We start from the raw sequence: 23,969 nt of genomic DNA, 5'->3' as shown, positions 1-23,969 counted from the left end.
TTTTAAGATTTTGAAACCCGCTAATAAGAGCGGGTTTTTTGTTATAGTTGCTTTTTATTTTTAAAGACCTTTTCCAATATGCGCAAATTATCTGCAGACCAGCTTTATCGATTTACGTCGATAGACGATCAAGACTTTCAATCAAATCATTCTGATACTAAAGAGTTTATGAGGCGCTTTCATCCTCGAGCGTATCAATCGCTAAACTTCGGATTACATTTGCGCCGGAACCAAAATAATATTTTTATTATGGGCGAACCTGGCGTCGGACGCATTGGCATGACCAAGTCCATGTTGCGAGAAGCTGCCAAGCGTAAGCCTATTCCTCAAGATGTGGTATTGGTGTCGGATTTTAGTGAAACCAATAAAACGCAATATTTATTTTTTGATGCAGGGCATGGTCATGCTTTTAAGCAAGCAATCGAAGAGCTGATTACGCAGCTGAAAAGTCAATTACCGGTGGTGTTCGACGGTCATGCTTATCAACTTAAAAATCAACAACTCGAGAATGATTTAGCAGAGAAACAAGAGGATGCTTTAGAGCCCGCATTGGACTTGGCTGAATCCCTCAGTATTGAGGTCCAGCAAAATGAAAACAACTTTGTTTTGTATGCGGTGGTTGAAGGTGAGCGGCTGCGAATGGCCGACTTGAAAAAACTGGAAGAACCTTTGCAAAAGCAGTTTATCGAGGCGCTGGATCAAGTTGAAGAGGCCCTTAATAAAGGCTTGACGCATTTTCCCTTTTTACAGCATGAGTTTATGGATGCTGGAAAGCGTCTTAATACCGAAGTAACACATGCCCATTTAGCCCCCTTAATTGATGCACTTAAAATGGAGTTTGGTGAAAGTAAGTCGGTGCGTGGCTATTTAGAAGCCCTCAAAAATGCCATTGTTTCAAAGTTACATCTATTTTGGGATCAATCCGCGGATCAGGTGACCAGTGCGGCGCAAACTTCAATGGAAGAACTGCTAGCCGAGCAGTCTGGGATGTCGGTATTTGAGGTCAATTTATTGGTGGATCACACTGGGCTGAAACATGCGCCAGTGATTTACGAGCAAAATGCTTCTATGCCGAAGTTGTTTGGTTATACCATTAATTCTGCAAGCGCAACGGTTACCGATCCTTTAACCCTGGCAATGAATCATCAAGCTGGTTTATTGCAAAAAGCCAATGGCGGCTTTTTGATGCTCAGTATTCAGTCGGTGTTAAAAGAACCTGAAATCTGGTCAAACTTAAAAGCCGCTTTGATGAGCAAACGGTTGACGTTTGAAATTCCCTCATCCAGTAGTGTCGTGCCATATCATTTACCCGATTACCCTCTTGACGTGACGCTCGTATTAGTGGGGCAAGCGGAGCATTTTTATGCCTTGCAAGAACTCGATGCGCAGTTTAACCGATTATTTAAAGTGCAAGTTGAGTTTGAAGCTGAGTTAGCAAGAACTCCCGAACATGAATTGGTATTGGCAAAACAATTGGCCAGTGAAGTTGAGGCTTGGGAAGACTTACCCGTTTTACCCTCTGCCTTGGAACGTCTGATTGAATATGCATCACGACTGGTTGAATCTCAGGAGCGACTTTATACAAATAAGGCATTATTGCGGGACGTATTAGCCGAAGCTAATGCCTTTGCCCGTGCGCATGATCAGCAAGAAGTCACCCGAGAAATTATTGAAGATACCATTGCGCAACGTGACTTTCATACTGGCTTAATGGAAGATCATTATCACCGAGCCATTATTGAAGAACAGGTCCTGATTAAGGTCGTGGGGCGTCATGTCGGTATGGTTAATGGCCTGACGGTGTTAACCGTGGGTCGTCAATCTTTTGGTCAACCAGTCCGAATCACGGCTCAAGCCTCAGCTGGAGATGAAGGGGTGGTGGATATTGAACGAGAAATTGAGATGGCCGGCCCGATTCACTCTAAAGGCATGTTGATTCTCTCGGGCTATTTGCGCGGACGTTATATGAAACACAAATCCCTCGGGTTTAGCGCATCGATTGTAATGGAACAAACCTATGATGGGGTTGAAGGCGATAGTGCCTCATCAGCAGAGCTACTGGCATTGATTTCTTCCATTTCACAAGTCCCGTTGCGACAAGATATCGCTGTGACGGGTTCAGTGAATCAATTCGGTGAAATTCAACCGATTGGTGGCGTGAATGAAAAAATTGAAGGCTTTTTTAAAGTGTGTAAAGCGCGTGGATTGACGGGGTCTCAGGGCGTTGTCATCCCAGAAGCGAATGCCAAACACTTAATGCTCAATGCAGAAGTCAGAGCCGCAGTTGCTGATGAGCGTTTCCACTTGTACGCGATGAGTCACATTGATCATGCTTTGGAATTGTTGTCGGGTACTGACGTTGGTGAAATTGCTGCTGACGGTCATTATCCTAAAGGCAGCTTAAATGAGAAAGTGATGTTGGCTTTGCAAGATATGAATGCCAAGGACAGCGATCATAACTGAGATCTGTTAAACGCCATGCATGCCTAATGGGGTTGGGAATGACGACGTTTCATGCGTTTTTGCCAGGCTCGAGCAACATGGCGTTTCCAAAAAAGGTGAATCCCAAAATAACTGATCACTGCCAAACAGAGGCCTACCACAAAACTGCCTAAATACAGGGGCAGCCAAAGTTCACCTAAGGTGGTGGTTAACCAATGCCAGCTCATTTCAAATTGTAAATCCGGTTTTGCCGGCGCATCTAATAGCCAAGTCCCGACGAGATAATTAAAATAAAAAATTGGTGGCATGGTGAGGGGGTTGCTTATCCAAACCAGCGCGACACTGATTGGCAAATTGGCGCGGATAAAAATGGCGGTAATCGCGGATGTGACCATTTGTGAAGGAATGGGAATCGACATCCAAAACAACCCGTTTGCAAAGGCTTTCGCTGTGCTGTGGCGGTGAATATGCCATAAACTGGGGTTCGCAATCCACTGGGCTAAAAAACCGAGCCCTTTGGTATTTCTGATTTTCTCTGGACTGGGAGAATATTTTTTGAAAATCTTTTTTGGCATATGTTTCGTTACTTTGTTGTTGGCCTAGTCACTGCACTGGTGTGGTTTTACCAACTCGCGGTCTTACCCGGTTGGCAAAGCATTCTGCTGGCCGCATTGCTGTTGGTGGGGTTAGACTTCTTTTCAAGCCGTCAGGCACTGATATCCCGGTTACGCCAAATTATTATAGGGTTTCTGAGCGGCTTTATTTGGGTTTTTTTGATGATAATTATGAGTCCAACCCTCTCAAAGTCAGCCTATTTTGCCCCCATTGAAGTGATGGCAACGATCGTTGAACGACCGGAAGTCATTGCCAGTCCAAACGATTCAAGTCCTAAAAGATTGAAATTAGTATTGCAGCTGTCACATTGGCATAGCCTTGATGACCAAAATGACCAGGCCTGGTCATTTTGGCAACCGCAGATTCAATTGAATTGGTATCACCCAACAAAACTGCCCCAAACGGGGGAGCAATGGCGCTTTAGAGTTAAATTAAAACCGCCGCAAGGCAGTTTAAATCTAGGTGGCTTTGACTATGAAGCTTATTTATATGAAAAAGGTATCCGTGCAAAGGGCTATGTACTAAATCAAGACGATTCAGCAATGAGGGTTGCACCGACTAATGGCGTTTATCTACGTGAATCTTTGGCTCAGCATTTAGCACCCTTATTTGAGACAAGCCGATTCAAAGGCATTTTTCAGGCATTGGTTTATGGCGATAAAGCCGCTATCAGTAAAGATGACTGGCAACTTTTAAGACAAACGGGCACCGTGCATTTAATGGTGATCTCCGGACTGCATATCGGCATTATGGCTGCATTTGGTTTCGCACTGTTTGCGCTGATTTGGCGAGGTCTTATTCGTTGGACGGATTGGCATTGGGTGATGACAACGCCGCGGCTGGTTTTTGGGTCAGTGGGTGCGATTATAATTGCGACGCTTTATATGAGTTTGGCTGGCTATTCGATACCCACACAACGCGCCTGGATGATGGTCGTGGTTGTGGCCTGCTTGGTAATGATGAGACGCCAGTTTCAACCCTGGTCGGCGTTAGCCTTGGCAGCCGCGTTGATTTTATTATGGCATCCGTCATCGGTGTTGAGCTCAGGATTTTGGTTATCTTTTATTGCCGTGGCCATTATTTTTAAAGTCTTGTCTTTGCCCAAAATTCGTCAAGCACCTGCTTGGCAAAAAATGCTATGGGTGCAACTCAGTTTAACCATTGGCATGATCCCGGTTTTGGCGGGTTTTTATCAACAGTTTGCGGTGGGGAGTTTAATTGCCAATCTTATTGCGGTGCCCTTTGTCAGTTTAGTGGGCTTGCCGTTGTTATTTTTGACAGTAGGGATTAGCTTCATTTCATACGATTTGGCGCAATGGATGATGACCCTTCATGAACAACTATGGCAATTGCTTTGGTGGGGCTTAAATGGCGTTGCGGAGTCGTTCGAATTTTGGCAGACTGGCCAGCTATCGTTTATTGAGGTAGCGGCGATTTATGGCGGCATTGCATTGCTCGTCACTGGGGGGAGATTGCCTCTGACTGGGGGGTGGAAAACGTTAGGGGGGTCAGGGGTTGTTCTGGGGCTCGTTTGGATGCTTTGGCCGTCGTCACCGTTAGCGTTGGGCGAAGTGCGCATGACGGTATTGGATGTTGGGCAGGGGCAAGCGATTGTGTTTGAAACCCGCAATGAAACTATTATTTATGATGCCGGCCCCAAATGGACCGATCAGTTTGATGGCGCACAATTAGCCATCTTGCCTTATCTCAAATCACAAAGACGTCAACAGCTAGATTTATTCATCGTCAGTCATTCTGATCAAGACCATGCCGGCGGAACAGCCAGTTTATGGAATCATATTGCGGTACTAGACTTTGTTTCAGGGCAAGCAAAACGGTTAAATCAGCAACAGCCTCAATGGAAGGTTCGTCCTTGTGAAAATGGCCAGGCCTGGTTGTTTTCAGGGGTCAAGTTTGAAATTCTGTCGCCAGAAAAGGGCGAAAATCGTCCGCTTGATGATAATGATACGTCCTGCTTGTTAAAGGTTTCAACATCGCAAGCCTCGATTTTGGTACCAGGGGATTTAACGGAAAAGATGGAGCGCCAATTAGTCGATAAGCTGGGATCAAAATTGAAGGTCGATCTGTTAGTGGCGGGGCACCATGGCAGTCAAACCTCCACCTCTCAGACCTGGTTAGATGCGATATCGCCAAGCGAAGTGGTGATTTCAAGTGGTTTTGCCAATCGTTATGGCTTTCCGAGTCAACCCGTTATCGACCGTTTAAAACGCCGACAGATTCCGTGGCGAAATACAGCCTGTGACGGTGCAATTCAGTATAAAATAATACCCAACTTGACAAAACAAACTACGAAACCGAAATCCAAGTCAGCCTCTGAGATAATTTGGCTGGGCAGCGAAAAACAGCATCGTGCCAAATGGTTTTACAGTCGGTGTGATGCATTTTCATCAACAAGCCGTCAAGCATATCAGCCTTGATATCAGCTGAATTGCAAGTTGCAAAAGGGGAAATCATGAAGTTAGTCAAGCAGGGAAACATGTAATGAGTTGGCCAGGATTTTGGACACAATCACCAACCCAATCTTGGAAAACAGCGCTATTATGGCCTATCGGAAAACTGGTCTGTGGGGTTGCTGCGCTTAGACTGCGACGTTTTAATAAGCGAAGAGTCATGCAAGCGACAGCTCGACAAACGGTTGCGCAGGTCATCGTGGTCGGCAATATTGTGGTGGGTGGAACGGGGAAAACTCCGTTTATTCAATGGCTGGGAAAACAGTTGGCTGCGCAAGGGTTACGCTATGGTGTTGTGAGTCGAGGCTATGGTGGCCAATCCAGCAGTTGGCCGCAATGGGTGACGGAACATTCTGACCCGAAAATGGTAGGAGATGAACCCGTTTTATTGGTCAGCACTTTGGGATGCCCGATGGCGGTCTCACCCAAACGCACTGAAGCGATCGCATTACTGGAATCCAAATATGAATTAGATGTCATTATCAGTGATGATGGCTTGCAGCATTATGCCATGGCGCGTGACGTTGAAATTGTGATGATGGATGCGCAACGCCTATTAGGCAATGGGCTTTGTCTGCCAGCTGGGCCGATGCGAGAACCCAAAAAACGCTTAGCGATGGTCGATTTTGTGGTTTGGAACGGCGGTGATGCATCTGATTTGGTGGCTGAGAGCAGTAGTGTCATGCAATTAACGCCACATCAATTTCGGTCTGTTGCCAACCCGAAGATGGTCTTGCCGGCCATTAGCTTTAAAGCGGATAAGGTCAATGCCATTGCCGGTATTGGGAGTCCCAAACGTTTTTTAAAAACCCTGAACGACTTGGGGGTTGAATCCGATTTCAAGGCCTTTGATGACCATTATCAATTTAGCCCTGCCGATTTTGCAGGGTTTGACCATACCAAACCTTTGCTTATGACGGAAAAAGATGCGGTAAAATGTCGGGCGTTTGCACAAGCCAATTGGTGGTACTTAGAATTAAAGCCTGTTTGCCCGGAAGGGCTCATGCATCAAATTTTGCAAAAAATTGGACATCATCAAGCATTTGAGGGGTTATTAAGAGACCTCTAATTCAATAACCAGGGGCTCAGCTTGAAAAGTCCCAAACTAGAAAGAGAAAACATCATGGATCCGAAATTGTTAGACATTCTTGTCTGTCCGGTGACGAAAACCACTTTACAATTTGATAAGACCAAGCAAGAGCTGATCTCGACGGCAGCCAATCTTGCTTATCCCGTTCGAGATGGCATTCCCATTATGCTGGAAGACGAAGCCCGTGCTTTAACGGCTGAAGAAAAAGAACAGTATTTAAGACAAAAACGTTAACCGGCTAATCAGCCTCAATTAGAGAAGACTTTTGAATGTCGTTTATTGTGATCATTCCCGCACGTTTTGAATCGACCCGATTATCGGGCAAACCTTTAAAAATGATTGAAGGCAAACCGATGATTGAATGGACTTGGAGACAAGCCCAAAAAGCGGGCGCTAAAAGTGTCATTATTGCCACCGAATCTACCCAAGTACAGCAGGCTTGTGAAGCCTTTGGCGCAGAAGTGTGTTTGACTGCATTGCATCATCAATCAGGTACAGAACGCATTGCCGAAGTGGTCGAGCGTTTAGGATTGCAGGATGATGAGATTATTGTCAATGTCCAAGGCGATGAACCCATGTTACCACCCGAGTTGATTCAACAAGTGGCTGAGGGATTAGAACAACACCCGCAAGTCAATATGGCGACGCTATGTGAACCGATTGAGGATGTGGAGACCGTTTTTGACCCACATGCGGTGAAGGTGATTCGCAACCATGAAAACCATGCATTGAACTTTACCCGTGCGCCCATGCCTTGGTCTCGTGACACCTTTACGTCAACCTCAAAAACGTTACCGGAAAATTGGCACTATAAACGTCATATTGGTCTTTATGCCTATCGAGCCGGGTTTGTGAAACGTTATGTGGCCTGGCCAGAATGTGAGCTAGAACAAGTCGAACGGTTAGAGCAATTACGCGTTCTATGGCATGGTGAAGCCATTTTGGTATTGGATGCGGTGATGGATGCCGGTATTGGCGTTGATACGGCAGAGGATTTAGAGAAAGTGCGACGTGTATTTGCACAAAAAATAGCCAATTCCGAAGGAAAGGCATGGTAAAGCTACTCAATATCCTCACCCTAGTTGCGGTTGTCTATTTTGTGTATTGGATGATTAAACGCAAGTTCAGACAGCGTCAATTAGCCAAACAGGGCATTGTTGTTCAGCAGCAGGGGATGCGTCCCATTACCTTATTTAGTATTGTGATGGTGTCCATGTATGCTGGCTATATGCTGTGGTATCTATTTCAAAGCGAATAAAGCGACTTTAAAACGCTAGACTAGCGAAAGCGATCCAGTTGTTGGCAAAGCCCCTCTAAGGCATCGATGAGCCGGCCAGTGGGTCTTTGATAGGCATCTGATTCGATTTGTATAAACTGATCTTTGGTGACGGCTTCAATTTGGTCAAACCGTTGCCATTTCTGTTGCCAATTGCGCTGGCGCTCTGGTTGTCCTCCCAGTAATATCACCTGCGGGTTTTGTTGAATCACCGCTTCATAATTGACTTGTGGCGCTAGGAGAGGCAAGTCGGCAAAGCTATTTTTAGCCCCACAAATATCCAGTGCCTGGCTAATAAACTGATCACCATTGACGGTGATCAACGGCGCATCCCAAAGTTGATAAAACACCCGAAGGGGGGGGCGATGACGATATTGCTGGCGCAATTGATGGAGTTTGACTTGCAAGCGCTGCGCTTCCTGGTTAGCAGTCCTCTGGTGCCCTGTCAGTTCACCGATTTCGCGGATCAAGCTTGGAATTTCCGCTAATTGCTGACTCTCTCTAATCCATAATTGAAATCCAAGTTGTTGCAAACGGCGAATCTCTTGGGCCGAACTGCCCGATCGCCAAACTAAAATAACATCGGGTTTCAGTTGCAACAGCGCCTCATAATTTAGAGCATTCAAGCTGCCGACTCGAGCAATAGAACGAGCTGCTAATGGATAGTCGGAATACTCAACCGCACCCACTAAATGATGGCCAGCACCTGCGGCAAAGACCAGTTCGGTAAAGCTAGGCGCTAAAGAAACTAATCTCGGAGTAGCGTGAGGGGGGGGGTGAGTGGGTTTGGCATTGACAGTATGGCTGGCCAAATAGAGGCCTATTAAAAGCAGACTCAGTACTGGCAATCGAGCGAAAAAACGCATTAAAAATCCACGCCTTTTTGCGCCATAATACCGTTTTTATAGGCATGCTTTTCCTCTTTTATATCGGAAACCGTATCGGCTAATTCACGCAATTCGATAATGGCCGAACGACCAGTAATAACCACATGTTGTTGCTCTGGACGGTTTTTGAGTGCAGCGAGTACCATTTCTTTGTCTAGATAATGATAACTGAGTAAATAGGTCAACTCATCTAGTAATACTAAATCATAGCTGGTATCGCTGAGCATTTTGCTGGCGACCTCCCAAGCACGTTTTGTCGTGGCGATATCCTGATCAAGATTTTGGGTATCCCAAGTAAAACCATCGCCTAAAACATGCCACTCACATAAGGGCTGTTCTTTAAAAAACGCTTCTTCGCCTGTGTCAGTTCGGCTTTTAATAAATTGGCAGACCCCCACCTTGAGACCATGTCCCAAGGCGCGAGCAACCATTCCAAACCCCGACGTTGATTTTCCTTTGCCTTGACCTGTGATCACAATCAGCACACCTTTCTCAGAATCTGCTTTTTCAATAGACGCTTCGATTTGCGCTTTTTTGCGAGCCATTTTCAAGGCGTGGTATTCGGCTTGTTTGTTGGTTGATGACATTCTAACTTCCTTAGAGTTGGCCTTTAATACCGACAAACACTTGTGTGCCGCCATTGGCATAGACAAACGTTGGGGTAGAGATACCGCCTCTAGGGCTACCAACGGCCGTGGTGTAATCTTCATTAAACAGATTCAACACTTTACCATAAACCGTTAAGTGCGCGTTAAGCTGATAATCAGCTACCAAATCCGTGACCGTATAGTTGCCAATCTGAGCACCGGTTTGGTTAGGCTCATCAAAGGTTTCACCCACATAACGTACGCGGATGCCTAAATGGGTATCAGATAATTGATAGTTGTCGAAACTGACACTGGCTTGAGAAGCAGGGCGTCTGGCCAACCATTCTCCGGCATCATTTTTCGCCGTTTGCTGGCTGTATTGCAGATTCAATTGGCTTGCCAGTGCTAACCATTCTCTCTGATAACTTGCTTCGATACCTTGGTAGTGCGATTGTCCATCAAGATTGACATAACTACCAAAACTGCCGGTATTTAAATCATAATCAATTTCATCGCCAATTTTGGCATCAAAATAACTGATTTCAAACCCCTTGATGTGAAACGTGACATCATAACTGGTTTGGGTCTCAGGTGTCAGCATCGGGGCCGCAGCATCGGTATAACTGATTTCTGCTAGAGAGGGCGCACGATAGGCGGTGCCATAATTCGCAGCTAAATAACTGTCAATCGTCAATTGACCCTTGAGGCCAATATTGCCCGTGTTTTTATTGTTGTATAAAGAGTATTCATCTTGGCGCAGTCCGGCATTCAAAACTAAGGTATCCTCCAAAAGCTGTTGCTGTAAGCTGGCGCTATAGCCCAGTTGATCATAGTTATTTGTGTTTGAATTCTGGTTGCTGAGATAGCGCTTATCCATGGCTAGGCGTAGTGTTTGATTGGCTTGAGGTTGCCAATTCAGTTGCGTTAACGCTTGGGTGAGCTTTCCAGCAGAATAAAGCGTTTTACTTTCGGTGTCTTGGGCGCTGGCAGTAAATTGAACCGTGTCCCCGCTAAATTGGTAACGCAATTGGCGTAGTCTGTTTTTAAGCTCACTGTTGGCATCGGCACTGGGGTCATTTCCGTAATCGATTTCGCCTTGCGCTTGACGTTGCTGAAAGTTCGTCTCAATACGGTGCCCTTGAGATGGATTAATCCCTACTTTAATGCCTAAATCGGTTTGCTGATAACCATCACTTTCCAAGCCATCGGTTGACCGTTGGTAAGGTTTGACCGCACTGAAACCATCGGTTTTTAAAGTCGAGAAGTTTACAGAAAAATCGGCATTCTGTTGTTTAGCGCCAGCAGCAAAACGCAGCTTTTGGAAACCATAACTGCCCGCTTCATAGCCGAAACCAGCTTGATTAGAAGCCTGACGCGTAATGATATTGATGACACCTGACATAGCGCCACTGCCCCATTGTGCGGATTGAGCACCTTTGATGATTTCAATACGTTCGACATTATCAAGGTTCAAAGTTTCAAAATAGGCGCCATTGATATTCATGGGGTCATTGAGTTCAATGCCATCTTGCAATACCAAAATGTGTTTGGCTGACTGGCCTCTCAGCATAACGGACGTTGCGCTTCCTAAGCCGCCATTACGAGTACTGAAAAATCCAGGCAATTCCTGCAAGGCATCCTCTAGGGTTTGGTATTGTTTTTCTTCAATTTGCTGACGACTGATAATATGCATTTTTGAGGTGACGGCTTGAGCCGACTCTTGCGAATTATGCGCCGTGACAATGATCGGATCGATTTGACTACTGGCCGCAAGGGTGATCGTAGGGGTTAGCAGCGTTAAAAGGGCTGCTTGTAATGTGGTTTTTTTCATGAAAGTTTCCTTCAATTCATATTGATAATGAACGAAGGCAAAACGGAGACTTAGCTTAACCGATAGGAATGCTTGTCCTTTGAACGGCACAGACCTAACCAAAAAAGATAAATACACGCCGTATTGCCCACCGCAATCGGTTGTGTCAGCATTTGCTGACCCTTTTCAGGCCGGTCTCCGGGCTTAAGAGCAATTTCAAATGGCCTTCTCGGAAGTAATTCCAATGGCATGATCATTTGTCTTCTCTATTACCGTTGCGGGGGCAGCGTTTGATTTGCACAAACTTCCCGTTTAACTGGCGTATTGAGTTCACCAGCACCTAAAAAAGCGCATTATAGCGGGAATGATTCTAAAATGTTAAATAAATAAACTCTGTTGTTGTGGCGTTTGAGCAAAATAGGTAGCAGCACCAGCATAATCAATGCCGTCAATCATATCTTCCTCACGGTATCCCAATAGCTGCATACTCATTTCACAAATCGTAAATTTCACGCCCAATTCCAAACACAGTTGGCGAAAATCATCAAAAGGCAGTTGGTTTTGTTGTTGTAACGTTTTCTTAAACATCCAGGTTGCAGCCGAGGTCATCCCTGGCAGCCCCCAAACACTGTCGGGTAAAAAACGCCAATTAATCTGCTTGAGCCAGTCTGGGCCGAGCGGACTTTTTAACGGCATGCCGGGATTCCCCACTGGCGACACCTTGAGTGCGCTGGTGTCTTTCAGTAAGCAGTTGATGCCGTAAAAAGTAAAAAAGATTTCTGCCTCTTTGCCCATTGCCACCGCGCTACTGGCAAGAATCATGGATGGATAAGCCCAGTCTAAAGAGCCTTTTGATTGGATAATACTAAAGTCTGCGGTGGGTTTTGTCGAAGCTGACATACAATGATTCCTGGCAAATTAATCGCTAAATCGTCCCAAAATAACCATACCCACGAGGGGCATGGGCATAAAGGCCTGGTTATTTTGAGTCGGTTGGCGGAGATTTAAAGAGTTTTTGCGTCCAATGATAAGACAACCACAAAGCGGGCGTAATCACCACAAGCGTAAACTGCATCGCCATCAGTGACTCGCTCAGTGTGCTTCCTTGGTATTGAGTTAAAGCGCCCACCAATATCGTCAAGATGGCACTATTGCGTATCGCGCGTTTTAAAGGGGAAAGAGGGTGAGCCATTTCAATCTTCCTTTGGATTAACCAATTGAGTTAAACAGCTAAAGTAAGCCGATTCATCCGGCAAGCCGCCATTTTGTTGTGCTTGCCATAGCGCTTCCCCCAAACAGTCCATCATGGCATGTTCGGTTTCATGGACATCTTTAAGGCGTTCTCCTAACTGGCTGTAAATGGCTTGAATACCGGCAGGCTGATCCAACACCACTTGTTCTTGCAGGCCTAAATGCATGCCCATGTGTAAAAATGGGTTGGTTTCCCCCATTTCGGGTAAGTAGTCATTACCAAGGTGCTTAGCGTTATTGAGCATCGCATGATATTCCGGATGCATTTCAATCACTTTTGCAACTTGTTGTTCCATTGCATCCAGTGGCACATTTTGGATTGCTTTTTGCCAGGTATCCGCAAAGAACTGGCGCATTTTATCTCTTTCGGTTGTATAAAACATAATGTCGATAGTTGATGAATTCGGACGGATAGTTTACCGAAATACAGCACTGATGTCGGAGGATTTTTATTGGTTTCAGCGAGTGAGTCTGTTTATTCTGAATCGCTCTGTAATGAAGCACTAAATTGGTGCGCTAAGGGTATATGAAAATAGTTAAAATCAGATTTTATTTGAGTTATCAATAACCTAACTTTGTGGCATGGACGCTGCTAATCACTCTGAATTATTGTCTAAAAATAATTCTAGGATGGTTCAATGCAAAATCAGGGTTTGTTTAGGCATGATGATGCAATCTTGCCAAATTTAATGGCGTTTAGCTACGTGCTGTTGACCTATATCGTGGGGTTCGGCTTATTGCTGTTGGAGCCGTCACTGTGGAGTTTGCTGGGGGTGGTTTTGTTAGCGCACTCAATGGTCATTGCTTCCTATCTATTACATGAAGCCGCTCACTATAGTTTGTTTCGAAAAAAGACTCACAATCGCTGGTTCGCAGAAGTTTGTCTGTGGATTACCGGTTGCAGTTATTCTCATTTTGATGATGTTCAGCACAAACACAATCGACATCATATTGATCGTGCCGATATTGTTTCTTTTGATTTTCGTGAAACCATACCAAAGCACCCGCTATTGCTGAAAGTAATTAAAGCATTTGAATGGGCGTATATCCCCGCGCTGGAAATATGGATGCACCTAATGGTGGTTCTGTTACCTTTTATCAAACCCAGTCGTCGACAGCGGCGAGGGCGCGTTATGATGGCGTTAATATTACGGGTGGTTTTTTTTGCGTGGTTAGTTTCAATTTCTTGGCATGTGTTGTGGCTATATCCATTGGCCTATTTACTGTTTTTAACCGTTATGCGCTTTATGGATATTCATCAACATACCTATGAAGTGTTCGAAACTCTGGATCAAAAACGGGGGCCAGAGGCCAAGTTACGTGATGCCGAATTTGAGCAACGCAATACCTATTCTAATCTGTTGTCGGTTCGCTACCCTTGGTTGAACTTACTGGTATTAAACTTTTGCTATCACAATGTACACCATGCCAGTATGTTGCAACCTTGGTATCGGTTACCGAAACTGAACGCCGAGATGTTCGACATAGACCATCCTCAACAATTGACCTTCAAACACCTCGTAAAAAGTTTTCACCGTTATCGAGTACCACGCATTTTAAATGGCGATCCAGTGGACTTGGATGTAAAGCAGGATGAAGGTGAAACGTTTATTGGGGTTGATGGCGTTTCTTTTTTAACCGCGCATTAACCGTAAAGGGTTAGACATGACACACGTTACCAAATTTTGGCCCATCTTAACTGGGCGGCACACTTATGAAAAAACCTTATCAACCAGAGGAAGAGGGCAAGGTGAGATTATTAAAGCCCCCATCCTGGCTTACTTAATTGAAACCTTGAATGGTCGTATTCTGTTTGATGTCGGTTGTGATTATCAAAAGATTCAACAACAAGATCAAAGAAAACATTATTACGAGCATGATGGCTTTCCGTTTGGGCCACCAGAAATGTCTGAAGAAGAGCGATTACCAAATCGACTTGAGGTGTTGGGCTTAAAACCAGAAGATGTTGATTTGGTGTTTTGTAGTCATCTGCACTTTGACCATGCCGGCGGCTTGTGTGAATTTTGTCATGCAGAAGTGCATGTGCATGCGAAAGAAATGCAAGCTGCAAAGGAACCAGCTGATGAGGCCTACTTTGCTTCAGACTTTGAACTGCCGCTAAACTGGAAACTGCAAACCGGTGAGTATGATTTGGCTCCCGGCGTCAGTGCGATTGAAACGCCTGGACATACCGCTGGACATATGTCGATGTTAATTGAATTACCTAAAGGACAACCGATTTTATTGGCGGGTGATGCAGCGGACCTACAAGAAAATATCGATGAAGAAGTGGCACCGGGGCTCTGCTGGCAGGACGATGCGGCGATGGCCGTTCAAAGCATTCAAAAATTGAAATCGCTGAGTCAGAAGAATCAAGCAGTGATCTGGCCTAATCATGATTGGGACTTTTTTCAACGTCATAATCGTTTTCCAAATTATTTTGAGTAATGGCAATGCAACTGAAATTGTTTAAAACCCTATGGGGACATCAACTGTCTTTTGAGCAAGCTTGTGAACAGGCTTCGGTTGCTAATTTTCAAGGCATTGAAGGACCTGCGCCTTTAGATCGAAATGATCAACAGCAATGGAGTGGGATGTTGCGATGGCATGATCTGGATTATATTGCCGAAATCGTCACAGGTGGAGACTATGTTCCCCAGCGAGATTGGACGCCAGAGCAACATCTGGAAGAGTTTCAAAAACGGCTAGAGGCCAGCATGAGTCTCTCGCCATTATTGGCAACTTGTCTAACCGGTTGTGATGCCTGGGAAGAATCCAAAAGCGTTGATTTTTATGGTGCCGCGCTCGAAATTGCTAAAGACTATGATATACCCGTCTGCTTTGAAACGCACCGCAGTCGTCCTTTATTCAACCCTTGGACAACTCTGAGGATGGTTGAGCAATTGCCCGAAATGAAACTGACGGCCGATATTAGTCATTGGTGTGTGGTGTGTGAACGGTTAATGGATTCAGAGTTAGACACTTTAACGCAGTTGGCGCCCAAGGTGCATCATCTGCATGCTCGTGTGGGTTATGATCAAGGGCCGCAGGTGCCGCACCCAGCCGCACCAGAATATCAACCCGCACTGCATTCTCATCAAAACTTTTGGCAAACCGTTTGGCAAAATCATTTGGATCAGCAGCGTGCCTTTACCACCATGACGCCAGAGTTTGGTCCGGATGGGTATTGTCATTTGTTACCTTTCACTCAAGCCCCCGTTGCCGATATTTGGCAAATCAATCAATGGATGGCGGAAACTGAACGTCACCATTTCAACCAGTTTATGACACAGGCGTAAATTACACGCTGAGTGTTTATTAAGGAATTATTTATGCAAAACCGCGCGGTTATTGTTCTTTTTGTGGCGTCCATTTTATGGGGGTTGACTTGGTTGCCATTGAAATCGCTTCACGAGCAAGGCTTTCACGGCATTGCCCTAACTTTCTTTGTTTACTTAGCGTTATTGGTCATTATGTTGCCTTGGTGTTGGCGGCAGAGACGATATTTACTATCAGACTGGCGAATCCTTGTCGGTGTTGCTTTGTTAGGAGGGGGCGCACAGTTAGCATTTAATACCGCGTTAATCTATGGCGAAGTGATTCGGGTCATGGTGTTGTTTTATTTGGTGCCACTTTGGGGAGTGCTGGGCGGTCGAATTTTTCTCAAAGAACGAATTGATGCCGTCAGGTGGTTAGGTGTCGGTTTATCAGTTATCGGTGCGTTTTTAGTGGTGGGTGGTATGAATGCCTTTATTGCACCACCTTCATGGATCGATGCAGTTGCCTTGCTATCCGGGTTTTTGTTTGCGATGAATAATATTGTTTTTCGCGTGTCACCCACCGTATCGGTTTATAGTAAATTGGCCTTTATGTTTTTGGGGGCGGTGCTGTTGTCGTCAATTTTGCTGTTAGCCACCGAACAAAGTCCATGGAATCTAGAGGTGAGCAACCAGGCCTGGTTATTATTAGGGGTTTATGCCGCCGTTTGGATGATGGCTGCAAACTTGGGAACTCAGTGGGCCGTCACGCACATGGAAGCGGGCCGTTCTTCAATTATTGTGATTTTTGAATTGGTTACCGCGGTGGTTTCCGCCAGCATCCTATTGGGAGAAACGCTTTCCCCATATGAAATGGTGGGTGGAACCTTAATTGTCTTGGCGGCCTTCTTGGAAGCGCGACGACAATAGTGCACCAATATAATGCGCTTATGATTGTATTTGTTAAATGTTGGTGTGATTTATAGTGGTTATTTTCGTTATAAAATTATAACGCTATGAAATGTAAGCTAAAAAGTTTATTGGTATACAGTCTGTTTAATGTTTATTACCTTTCTTTCAATTTGTAATAACTTAGGGTGGTACCAATATGTTCTCACGTCAGTCGTTAGTCGGTTTCTTCGCAGGATTATTTCTTTCAACCTCTGCTCTGTCTGTCAGCGCCGAGCCTTTAAAAATTGGCTATAGTGATTGGCCTGGCTGGGTAGCATGGGAAGTGGCCATCGAAAAGGATTGGTTTGCTGAAGAAGGGGTGGATGTTCAATTTGAATGGTTTGACTATGTCGCTTCAATGGACGCATTTGCCGCAGGACAATTGGATGCGGTTGGTATGACCAATGGTGATGCTTTGGTGACCGGTGCTACAGGCGCACAAAGTGTGATGTTCTTAATGAACGACTACAGTAATGGTAATGACATGGTGATTGGTGCACCAGGCATTGATTCGATTAAAGATCTAAAAGGTAAGAAAGTGGGCGTCGAAGTTGGTTTCGTGAGTCACTTATTACTGTTAAATGCATTAAAAGACAATGGGATGTCAGAGTCTGATGTAACGTTGGTTAATGTTCCAACCAATGAAACACCACAAGTTTTGGCGTCTGGTCAGGTTGACGCGATTGTTGCATGGCAGCCTAGTTCAGGTTCTGCTTTAGATTTGGTTCCTGGGTCAAAAGCCATCTATACCAGTGCCGATGAACCTGGCCTGATTTACGATATGTTGTGTGTTTCTCCAAGCAGCTATTCAGCCGCTCGTGCTAAGTGGGAAAAGGTTGCTAAAGTTTGGTATAAAGTGGTGGATTATGTCAATGATCCTAAAACCAAAGCGGATGCAATCAAAATCATGGCATCACGTGTTGGGTTATCACCTGAAAAGTATGGTAAGTTTGTAGAAGGCACCAAGATTCTGACGCTTGAAGAAGCGAAGAAACACTTCAAAAAAGGCGATGGATTCAGCTCTATCTACGGTTCAACAAAACTTTCTGACGACTTTAACGTTGCCAATAAAGTTTACGCTGATCCACAAAAAATCGATTCATACATTGATGCTTCTTTAACACAGGGATTGTAATTCAACCCCCGTCGTTATGAACAATCATAGCCGCAGTTCTTGCGGCTATTTTTTATTAAATTCTTTTTATATTCAAAAGCTTGTTAGAAGAACATCTTCTGGCTAAGGGATCCGTTTGTGTATAAAAAAGGGGATTTAGGTAGCAATATGAATCAATGGCATCAGATGACATGGGAGGAAGTTTCCCTATTAGTTAGTTCCGGCATCGATTCCGCGATATTGCCGGTGGGCGCAACTGAGCAGCATGGTCCGCATTTGGGCTGTGGAATGGATTCAGAGATAGCCCATCAACTTGCAGAAAAGGTCGCTGAACAAACTCAAGTGGCATTGTTACCAACCTTGCCTTATGGCTGTTCCATCGGCCATTCAAAGCGTTGGCCAGGCACCATTGCCTTGCAACCCAAAACCCTAATTGATGTGGTGAAAGACATCGGTGATTGGGTACATGACTCAGGGTTTAAGCGACTGTTTATTTTAAACAGTCATGTTTCCAACTTTGCACCCTTGCGGTGTGCTTTAGAGATACTGCGTGCCGAACATGATGGCTTTATGGTGGCATTGATCAATTCGGCTTCGGTTAGCGAAAGGGTCAAAGCACGTCATTTTGAAGATGCTGAAGATTGGCATGCCAATGAAGCTGAAACGTCTTTAATGATGGCCGTGGCACCACAACTCGTACGTGAAGATAAATTGCAAGACAGTGACGATCCAGATCGAACCGAAGACAGTGTTTTTTCACATCCCGTTAATCGAACCAGTTTGAATGGGGTCACGGGAAGCCCAAGCTTGGCAACCCTTGAAAGGGGCACAGAGTTATTCGATTGGATGGTTGAAGATTTAAGCAAAGTGGTGAAAAAAGGCATGGCTGAAACCGCACCGCTAGATTATGGCTATTTTGATAAAACAAACCTATAAAAGAGATAAACGTTATGGCAAATGATATTGAAACGACCAAACAAACCCTAAAAGACAAAGGCATCAAATACTGTTTAGGTGCTTATGTTGATATACACGGCATCCCTAAAGGGAAGTTTGTGCCAATTGATCATTTAGATCACATGGTTAAAGGGTCTGAATTGTATACCGGATATGCCTTGGATGGCTTGGGGCAAAAACCCAATGAAGATGAAATCGCTTCCGTCCCCGATTTAAACAGCTTAATTCAGTTGCCTTGGCAACCAGAAGTCGCTTGGATGGCTGCAGACAATACCCTGCATGGTGAACCTTATGAGATCAATACCCGCGTGGCTCTGAAAAAAGTATTAGCCGAAGCCGAAGAAATGGGCTTTGGTTTTAATCTGGGTATCGAATGTGAATTGTTTGTGCTGAAAGAAAAAGATGATGGCCGCCTATCCGTGCCCGACAAGGACGACAAATTAACCAAGCCTTGCTATGACGTTCGCAGCTTTATGAATCGTTTTACCTGGTTAGACAAAATGGCGACTACCATTAACGATCTAGGCTGGGATTTATATTCACTCGATCACGAAGACGCTAACGGTCAATATGAGTTTGATTTCCAATATAGCGATGGATTGACCATGTGTGATCGGTTTATCTTCTTCCGCTATATGGCAAAACATTATGCGCAAGAAGAAGGCTTGTTGGCCACCTTTATGCCCAAACCCTTTGCCGATAAAACCGGTAATGGCGCGCATTTTAATATGTCTTTATTTGATAAAGAAACCGGTGAAAACGTTTTTAAATGTGATCCAAAAGACGACCCACGAGGCTTGGGGCTAACGGATATTGGCTATCACTTTATTGCCGGTGTTTTAAAACATGGCCCAGCACTTTGTGCGGTGTTTTCGCCCACCGTGAACAGCTACAAGCGGTTGGTTCGACAGGGTGATATGGCCACCTTCTCTTGGGCGCCAGTCTTTAATTCCTTTGGTTCAAACAACCGAACCAACTCAGTCAGAGTCCCTATGGGCGGTGGTCGCTTTGAATCGCGCAATGCTGATGGCTCGGTGAATCCTTATTTGGCATCCACTTTAGTGTTGGCAGCGGGGCTGGAAGGCATTCGTGAAAAACTCGATCCAGGCAATCCACAAGAAGATAACTTGTATGATTTAACCGAAGCCGAGCGCGAAGCCAGAGGCATTGAGTTCTTGCCGAAAAATTTACTGGAAGCTGTTGAGGCCTTTAAAGCCGATCCGTTTGTTGAGAAAACGCTTGGCAAAGGGCTTAGCGATGAATTCATTAAATACAAAACGGCAGAGTGGGAATCCTACCATCAAACTGTTTCAGCTTGGGAAATCGAGCGCTATAGCCATTTGTTCTAAACAGCGTCTATTGCAGTTACTTTAAAAACGGCCTCAATGGCCGTTTTTTATTGTCTAAGATCGAGATTTATGAGTCATGCTGTGATAGCCTGAACAATTATATGGAATGTATAAACCCTGAAAAAACATAGGGTTATTTTTATTTTTTGCCAAACTAATAAAATGAAATGGTATTGTTGTCAGACGTTAATCTATTTAATATAACCCATTTACGATGGCTAATGATTGTTAGACGCTTAAAACGTGTCAGCCATAAATACTATGAGATGATTTAAAAATCAGAGGAGAAGTGAGATGTTAAAAAGATGCATTTTGATACTGGCAACGGTATTTTTTTCTACCAATGCGCTGGCTCAATGGGCGCTGGTAAATGATGATTCGGAACTTAATTATGTTTCTATAAAAAAGTCTAAAGTGGGAGAGGTGAACAGCTTTAAGCAGCTTGAAGGATCAATAAACTCTGATGGAAAATTATCAATCAATATCGATTTAGGCAGTGTTGAGACCAATATTCCAAAACGTAATGAACGAATGAAATCTATGCTTTTTGAAATTGCCTCATTTTCAAAAGCAAACATCAGCGCGGCTTTAGACGTTAAAACGATTGATAAGATGGCTATTGGTGAAACATACCAAGATTCATTTCGTTTTAACCTGTCTTTGCACGGTGTATCACAAGAAATGGCAACCGATGTGCGCGTTGTGAAATTAGCAAAAGATAGAATTTTAGCCGTATCAATGAACCCAGTTATTGTAGAGGCATCTCAATATGATTTATTGGAAGGCATTGAAAAATTGCGTGAGGTTGCAAACCTGCCATCTATCAGCTCAGCCGTCCCGGTCACGTTCAGTTTGATATTTAAACAACAATAAACCAAACAAACCTGTTAAAAACGGTCTATATGGCCGTTTTTTATTCTTTGAATACGACGAATGCTGCAAAGACGTCACAATTATTCTGTAAAAAATCTTAGTGATCACTCTGGGGCGTCAATGATTTATAGGACGCGACACAATTTCGTCCTCTTTGTTTGGCTTGATAGAGCGCCGCATCACTTCTTTCAAATGCTTGCTTTATGGGTTCAGACAATAAAAATTCGCTTATCCCAATCGTGACCGTAAAGTAAATAATCCCTTTGTCGGTCTGAATGGGCATATCTTCCAAGCGCGCTCTAAAGCTTTCCGCAATCGCCAAGGCTTCTATTTCGCTGGTGTTAGGTAAAATTAACACAAACTCGTCTCCGCCCCAGCGCACGATAATATCGTCCTTACGAAAATGGTGTTTCAGTTCATTGGCTAAGGTCACTAGCACTTGGTCACCAATATTGTGACCGTAGGTATCATTCACCTGTTTGAAGTTGTCCACATCAATGACCTGCATAGTGTAAACACTGGAAGTCTCTTCGTCGGCTAGATTAAATTGGCGCGGCAATTCAGCTTCTAAAAAAGCACGATTAAATAACCCCGTTAGTTTGTCCGTTAGCGCACGGGTTTCGACTCTCTCGCTATATTGATAAAAGTACCAAATCAAATATCCCAAAATAGTGATAATGACCGTGAGCGTTAACATAATCGCTTGTGTTAATAATCGGGTCGATTGCTCACTAGACTGCATTGCCTTCGACTCATATTGTTTTGCCTTGTTCAGAGCAAAGCCCAAAATATAATCCGTGAGCACATTGATTTGCTCATTGAGCAGTACCATTTTACTTTGAAATAAGTGTTTGGCTTTTTCAGACTCCTGATCGGTAATCAATAAGTGGATTTCCATCTCGTACTTTTGCCATTTCTCAAGCAATTTTTCCAGTTGGTGAATCTTATCCATATCACCTAAAAATTGCGACTGAATGATTTGTAGCTGACGATTAATGTCTGTATTTAAAGTTTCAACATTCTGATGAAAACCATAGTGCTGACTGGGGGTTAGACTTTGAAGTTGATTGGTTAGGATCAGTTGGCTTTTCGTAACCGCATATCTCAACTGGCCTGCCGCATTACTGACCGTAAAGGGATGTTGAAAAAAGTCATGGAATGTTTGTTCAATCTGTTTAGCTTGATGGAGTGCCGTATAGCCGAATGTCGCCACGAGCGTCAGCATCAGGGTCATGGCAAGCCCCATAATCGTCAGTGGTTTGTTGGCGCTTAAATGTCTTTTCATACAGTATTCTTTTATAAATTAGGCACTTTCAAACAGTTCAGCTCGTTAATAGCGTTTCTCTATCAGATTTATTTTATAGAGTTCCAAGCGGATTCTCTAGATAGGGTCGCAATCATGATCAAAGCGAATCAACCCAAAAAAACAATATATTTAGTAAGGTTACATTGAGTTTATTGAATTAGCAACTGCTTTAGGTAATTGAAATGAAATGAGATTTGGGGGATTTTGTTTTTTTACAATAAACCTCCCGTCTAGTCCCGAAACGCTAAAGAATTGTCATCAATAACTAGCTTTTATTTCAGTTAAAAAGCGCCCAGGCCTGGTTATGTATGTATTATTATGGATGTCGTTTTTGAAGTAATGGATGAAAACAACTTCTAAATTGGCTACCTTGATCTTAAACAAGAGTACTAGCTAAGAAGGTGTTTGAGGTTTACGAAAAACCGAACACATGCTTCAATTAGGAAAATAGTCAATCTTTTAAACCTATGACTCTGATTTAAAGCACCAAAATGATAACTTGAGGAAATTGACGATAATGAGCGAAAGTTGGGACGATTATGCTGACGGTTGGGACAGCAATGAGGCCGTTATTTCATATTGCGATAAGGCCTATGAGTCATTATTGAAAATTGTTGATTTAGAGGGACTTAAGGTACTGGACTTCGGCTGTGGTACAGGCCTGCTAACAGAAAAAATATCCAAACACGCGAGCTCAGTCGTGGCGATGGATTCTTCTGAGAAGATGATTTCCATTCTTACCGATAAACGTCTTAACCATGTACACACAATAAATGCTGAACTGAGCCAAGAGCTCATTGAGCTTAATGACGTTCTCAAGAATGATTTAGATTTGATCGTAGCGTCATCTGTTTTGGCTTTTGTGCCTGATTATCAAGAAACACTTAAGCTTCTAAAACAATTGCTAAAAAAGGATGGTTTATTGGTTCAGTGGGACTGGCTAAAGGAAAGTGAAGAACCTGGCATAGGCTTTTCAAAGGAATTGATTGAATCAACACTGGCGCAAGCAGGGTTCTCTAAATGCTCAATATCCATTCCATTTTCAATGGAAAGTGAGAATGGTTCAATGAGGGTTGTCATGGGTGTCGCTGTGAATGCCTAGCATCAAACCGTCTCAGCTTGGGAAATAGAGCGTTACAGCCACCTGTTTTAAACAAGTACAAGTTGCAGTAATTTTAAAAGCGGTCTAAATGGCCGCTTTTCTATTGCTTGAAATGTAGTCAACTAATAAAAATGCCCAGGCCTGGTTAAATATGTATTACTATGTACTTAATTTTTTTGAAATAAAGGCGAGACTTGAGTGTTTTCGGATAACTTGAATCCCTATTAGAAATCCCTAGGTTTATTAGCCATACTATATGCCCCTTAAACGACTTTATTAAAATAGTAATACTTATAAAAACATCAAGTTAGTTTAGCTTTTTGTACTAAATTAAAACATAAAACGGCATTATTATAAGTCGTCAACATACTTGATATAACGAGTTTAGGATGTCCAATTTATAGTTAGCCATAAAAGGAGATGAATATGGACGCCGCAATAATTGGAGTAGCAGGTACCTTGCTTGGAGGTTTAGTCGGTGGTCTATTGACGCACTGGAACTCTACTGCCTTAGCAAGGCTAGAGATGAAATGGCAGCAGATCCGACTTCGCCAAGAAAAGCTTGAGGAAATTTCCGCGCTTCTTGATCAGATTGATCAGCACTATATAAAACTAATGGGTGAAGTACTTC

At 43.9% G+C, this 23,969-nt stretch carries 24 protein-coding genes and 1 riboswitch; of the genes, 16 read left to right on the top strand and 8 right to left on the bottom strand.

The features are described 5' to 3' along the window. The first annotated feature begins 78 nt into the window (after positions 1 to 78). The gene (locus tag CYQ88_RS10410; protein ID WP_101841282.1) at positions 79 to 2,463 is read left to right on the top strand and encodes a Lon protease family protein; all 2,385 of its coding nucleotides are present in this window, start codon (positions 79 to 81) and stop codon (positions 2,461 to 2,463) included. Positions 2,464 to 2,486: 23 nt separating this feature from the next. Here CYQ88_RS10410 and CYQ88_RS10405 read toward each other — a convergent pair whose 3' ends face one another. Further along, positions 2,487 to 3,017 carry a DUF2062 domain-containing protein gene (locus tag CYQ88_RS10405; RefSeq protein ID WP_101841281.1) on the bottom strand — a complete coding sequence of 177 codons (531 nt, stop codon included), beginning with the start codon at positions 3,015 to 3,017 and terminating at the stop codon, positions 2,487 to 2,489. On the opposite strand from CYQ88_RS10405, the gene CYQ88_RS10400 reads away from it, so the two are divergent. The 5 genes from CYQ88_RS10400 (at position 3,018) to CYQ88_RS10380 (ending at position 7,876) form a co-directional block, all read left to right on the top strand. Continuing rightward, on the top strand, positions 3,018 to 5,495 hold the full coding sequence (locus CYQ88_RS10400) for a DNA internalization-related competence protein ComEC/Rec2 (protein WP_101841280.1): 2,478 nt from the start codon (positions 3,018 to 3,020) through the stop codon (positions 5,493 to 5,495). 64 nt (positions 5,496 to 5,559) lie between these two features. Continuing rightward, positions 5,560 to 6,597 (top strand): tetraacyldisaccharide 4'-kinase, encoded by a 1,038-nt coding sequence (lpxK, locus tag CYQ88_RS10395; protein WP_101841279.1) that lies wholly within the window; start codon positions 5,560 to 5,562, stop codon positions 6,595 to 6,597. Positions 6,598 to 6,651: 54 nt separating this feature from the next. Beyond that, the gene (locus CYQ88_RS10390; protein WP_101841278.1) at positions 6,652 to 6,852 is read left to right on the top strand and encodes a Trm112 family protein; all 201 of its coding nucleotides are present in this window, start codon (positions 6,652 to 6,654) and stop codon (positions 6,850 to 6,852) included. 35 nt (positions 6,853 to 6,887) lie between these two features. Next, positions 6,888 to 7,676: a 3-deoxy-manno-octulosonate cytidylyltransferase gene (gene kdsB, locus CYQ88_RS10385; protein ID WP_101841277.1), complete on the top strand. Its 789-nt coding sequence runs from the start codon at positions 6,888 to 6,890 to the stop codon at positions 7,674 to 7,676. Continuing rightward, positions 7,670 to 7,876 carry a hypothetical protein gene (locus CYQ88_RS10380; protein ID WP_101841276.1) on the top strand — a complete coding sequence of 69 codons (207 nt, stop codon included), beginning with the start codon at positions 7,670 to 7,672 and terminating at the stop codon, positions 7,874 to 7,876. The genes kdsB and CYQ88_RS10380 overlap by 7 nt, the downstream gene beginning before the upstream one ends. A 20-nt stretch (positions 7,877 to 7,896) precedes the next feature. Here the strand turns inward: CYQ88_RS10380 and CYQ88_RS10375 are convergent, their stop codons facing one another. The 6 genes from CYQ88_RS10375 to CYQ88_RS10350 form a co-directional block, all read right to left on the bottom strand. After that, on the bottom strand, positions 7,897 to 8,760 hold the full coding sequence (locus CYQ88_RS10375) for a cobalamin-binding protein (RefSeq protein ID WP_101841275.1): 864 nt from the start codon (positions 8,758 to 8,760) through the stop codon (positions 7,897 to 7,899). After that, on the bottom strand, positions 8,760 to 9,368 hold the full coding sequence (gene cobO / locus CYQ88_RS10370; RefSeq protein ID WP_101841274.1) for a cob(I)yrinic acid a,c-diamide adenosyltransferase: 609 nt from the start codon (positions 9,366 to 9,368) through the stop codon (positions 8,760 to 8,762). Before cobO ends, CYQ88_RS10375 begins: the two co-directional genes overlap by 1 nt. A gap of 10 nt (positions 9,369 to 9,378) precedes the next feature. Next, the gene (locus tag CYQ88_RS10365) at positions 9,379 to 11,199 is read right to left on the bottom strand and encodes a TonB-dependent siderophore receptor (RefSeq protein WP_101841273.1); all 1,821 of its coding nucleotides are present in this window, start codon (positions 11,197 to 11,199) and stop codon (positions 9,379 to 9,381) included. Between the two features lie 150 nt (positions 11,200 to 11,349). Next, positions 11,350 to 11,537: riboswitch (cobalamin riboswitch) on the bottom strand. A gap of 19 nt (positions 11,538 to 11,556) precedes the next feature. Then, entirely contained in the window at positions 11,557 to 12,078 is a 522-nt protein-coding gene (locus CYQ88_RS10360) for a DsrE/DsrF/DrsH-like family protein (protein WP_101841272.1), read from the bottom strand. A gap of 79 nt (positions 12,079 to 12,157) precedes the next feature. Then, the gene (locus CYQ88_RS10355) at positions 12,158 to 12,370 is read right to left on the bottom strand and encodes a hypothetical protein (protein WP_101841271.1); all 213 of its coding nucleotides are present in this window, start codon (positions 12,368 to 12,370) and stop codon (positions 12,158 to 12,160) included. Between the two features lies 1 nt (position 12,371). Then, positions 12,372 to 12,785: a DUF1841 family protein gene (locus CYQ88_RS10350; RefSeq protein ID WP_233188870.1), complete on the bottom strand. Its 414-nt coding sequence runs from the start codon at positions 12,783 to 12,785 to the stop codon at positions 12,372 to 12,374. A gap of 282 nt (positions 12,786 to 13,067) precedes the next feature. Between CYQ88_RS10350 and CYQ88_RS10345 the strand changes: the two genes are divergently transcribed. The 8 genes from CYQ88_RS10345 (at position 13,068) to CYQ88_RS10310 (ending at position 20,930) form a co-directional block, all read left to right on the top strand. Next, entirely contained in the window at positions 13,068 to 14,078 is a 1,011-nt protein-coding gene (locus CYQ88_RS10345; protein WP_101841269.1) for a fatty acid desaturase, read from the top strand. Positions 14,079 to 14,094: 16 nt separating this feature from the next. Then, a complete protein-coding gene (locus CYQ88_RS10340; protein ID WP_101841268.1) occupies positions 14,095 to 14,877 on the top strand; it encodes an N-acyl homoserine lactonase family protein in 783 nt (260 codons plus the stop codon). A 5-nt stretch (positions 14,878 to 14,882) separates the two neighbouring features. Next, positions 14,883 to 15,728, top strand: coding sequence for a sugar phosphate isomerase/epimerase (locus CYQ88_RS10335; RefSeq protein WP_101841289.1), 846 nt, complete (start codon positions 14,883 to 14,885; stop codon positions 15,726 to 15,728). A 33-nt stretch (positions 15,729 to 15,761) separates the two neighbouring features. Continuing rightward, a complete protein-coding gene (locus tag CYQ88_RS10330) occupies positions 15,762 to 16,616 on the top strand; it encodes a DMT family transporter (protein WP_101841267.1) in 855 nt (284 codons plus the stop codon). A gap of 178 nt (positions 16,617 to 16,794) precedes the next feature. Then, the gene (locus tag CYQ88_RS10325; protein ID WP_101841266.1) at positions 16,795 to 17,772 is read left to right on the top strand and encodes an ABC transporter substrate-binding protein; all 978 of its coding nucleotides are present in this window, start codon (positions 16,795 to 16,797) and stop codon (positions 17,770 to 17,772) included. Between the two features lie 147 nt (positions 17,773 to 17,919). Then, entirely contained in the window at positions 17,920 to 18,687 is a 768-nt protein-coding gene (locus tag CYQ88_RS10320) for a creatininase family protein (RefSeq protein WP_101841288.1), read from the top strand. Between the two features lie 14 nt (positions 18,688 to 18,701). Continuing rightward, entirely contained in the window at positions 18,702 to 20,057 is a 1,356-nt protein-coding gene (gene glnT, locus CYQ88_RS10315; RefSeq protein WP_101841265.1) for a type III glutamate--ammonia ligase, read from the top strand. Positions 20,058 to 20,369: 312 nt separating this feature from the next. Further along, the gene (locus tag CYQ88_RS10310) at positions 20,370 to 20,930 is read left to right on the top strand and encodes a YceI family protein (RefSeq protein ID WP_158236042.1); all 561 of its coding nucleotides are present in this window, start codon (positions 20,370 to 20,372) and stop codon (positions 20,928 to 20,930) included. A gap of 97 nt (positions 20,931 to 21,027) precedes the next feature. On the opposite strand, the gene CYQ88_RS10305 is transcribed toward CYQ88_RS10310, so the two are convergent. Continuing rightward, a complete protein-coding gene (locus tag CYQ88_RS10305; RefSeq protein WP_101841263.1) occupies positions 21,028 to 22,215 on the bottom strand; it encodes a GGDEF domain-containing protein in 1,188 nt (395 codons plus the stop codon). A gap of 538 nt (positions 22,216 to 22,753) precedes the next feature. Between CYQ88_RS10305 and CYQ88_RS10295 the strand changes: the two genes are divergently transcribed. Both CYQ88_RS10295 and CYQ88_RS10290 read left to right on the top strand, forming a co-directional pair. Continuing rightward, positions 22,754 to 23,338 (top strand): class I SAM-dependent methyltransferase, encoded by a 585-nt coding sequence (locus CYQ88_RS10295; RefSeq protein WP_101841261.1) that lies wholly within the window; start codon positions 22,754 to 22,756, stop codon positions 23,336 to 23,338. Between the two features lie 426 nt (positions 23,339 to 23,764). Further along, a partial coding sequence (locus CYQ88_RS10290; protein ID WP_143483789.1) for a hypothetical protein occupies positions 23,765 to 23,969 on the top strand: 205 nt, incomplete at its 3' end.

This window comes from Hydrogenovibrio sp. SC-1, from assembly GCF_002848135.1.
Classification (GTDB): domain Bacteria; phylum Pseudomonadota; class Gammaproteobacteria; order Thiomicrospirales; family Thiomicrospiraceae; genus Hydrogenovibrio.
Note: the sequence above shows the minus strand (reverse complement) of the source record. Positions and strands in the feature narration are given on the sequence as shown.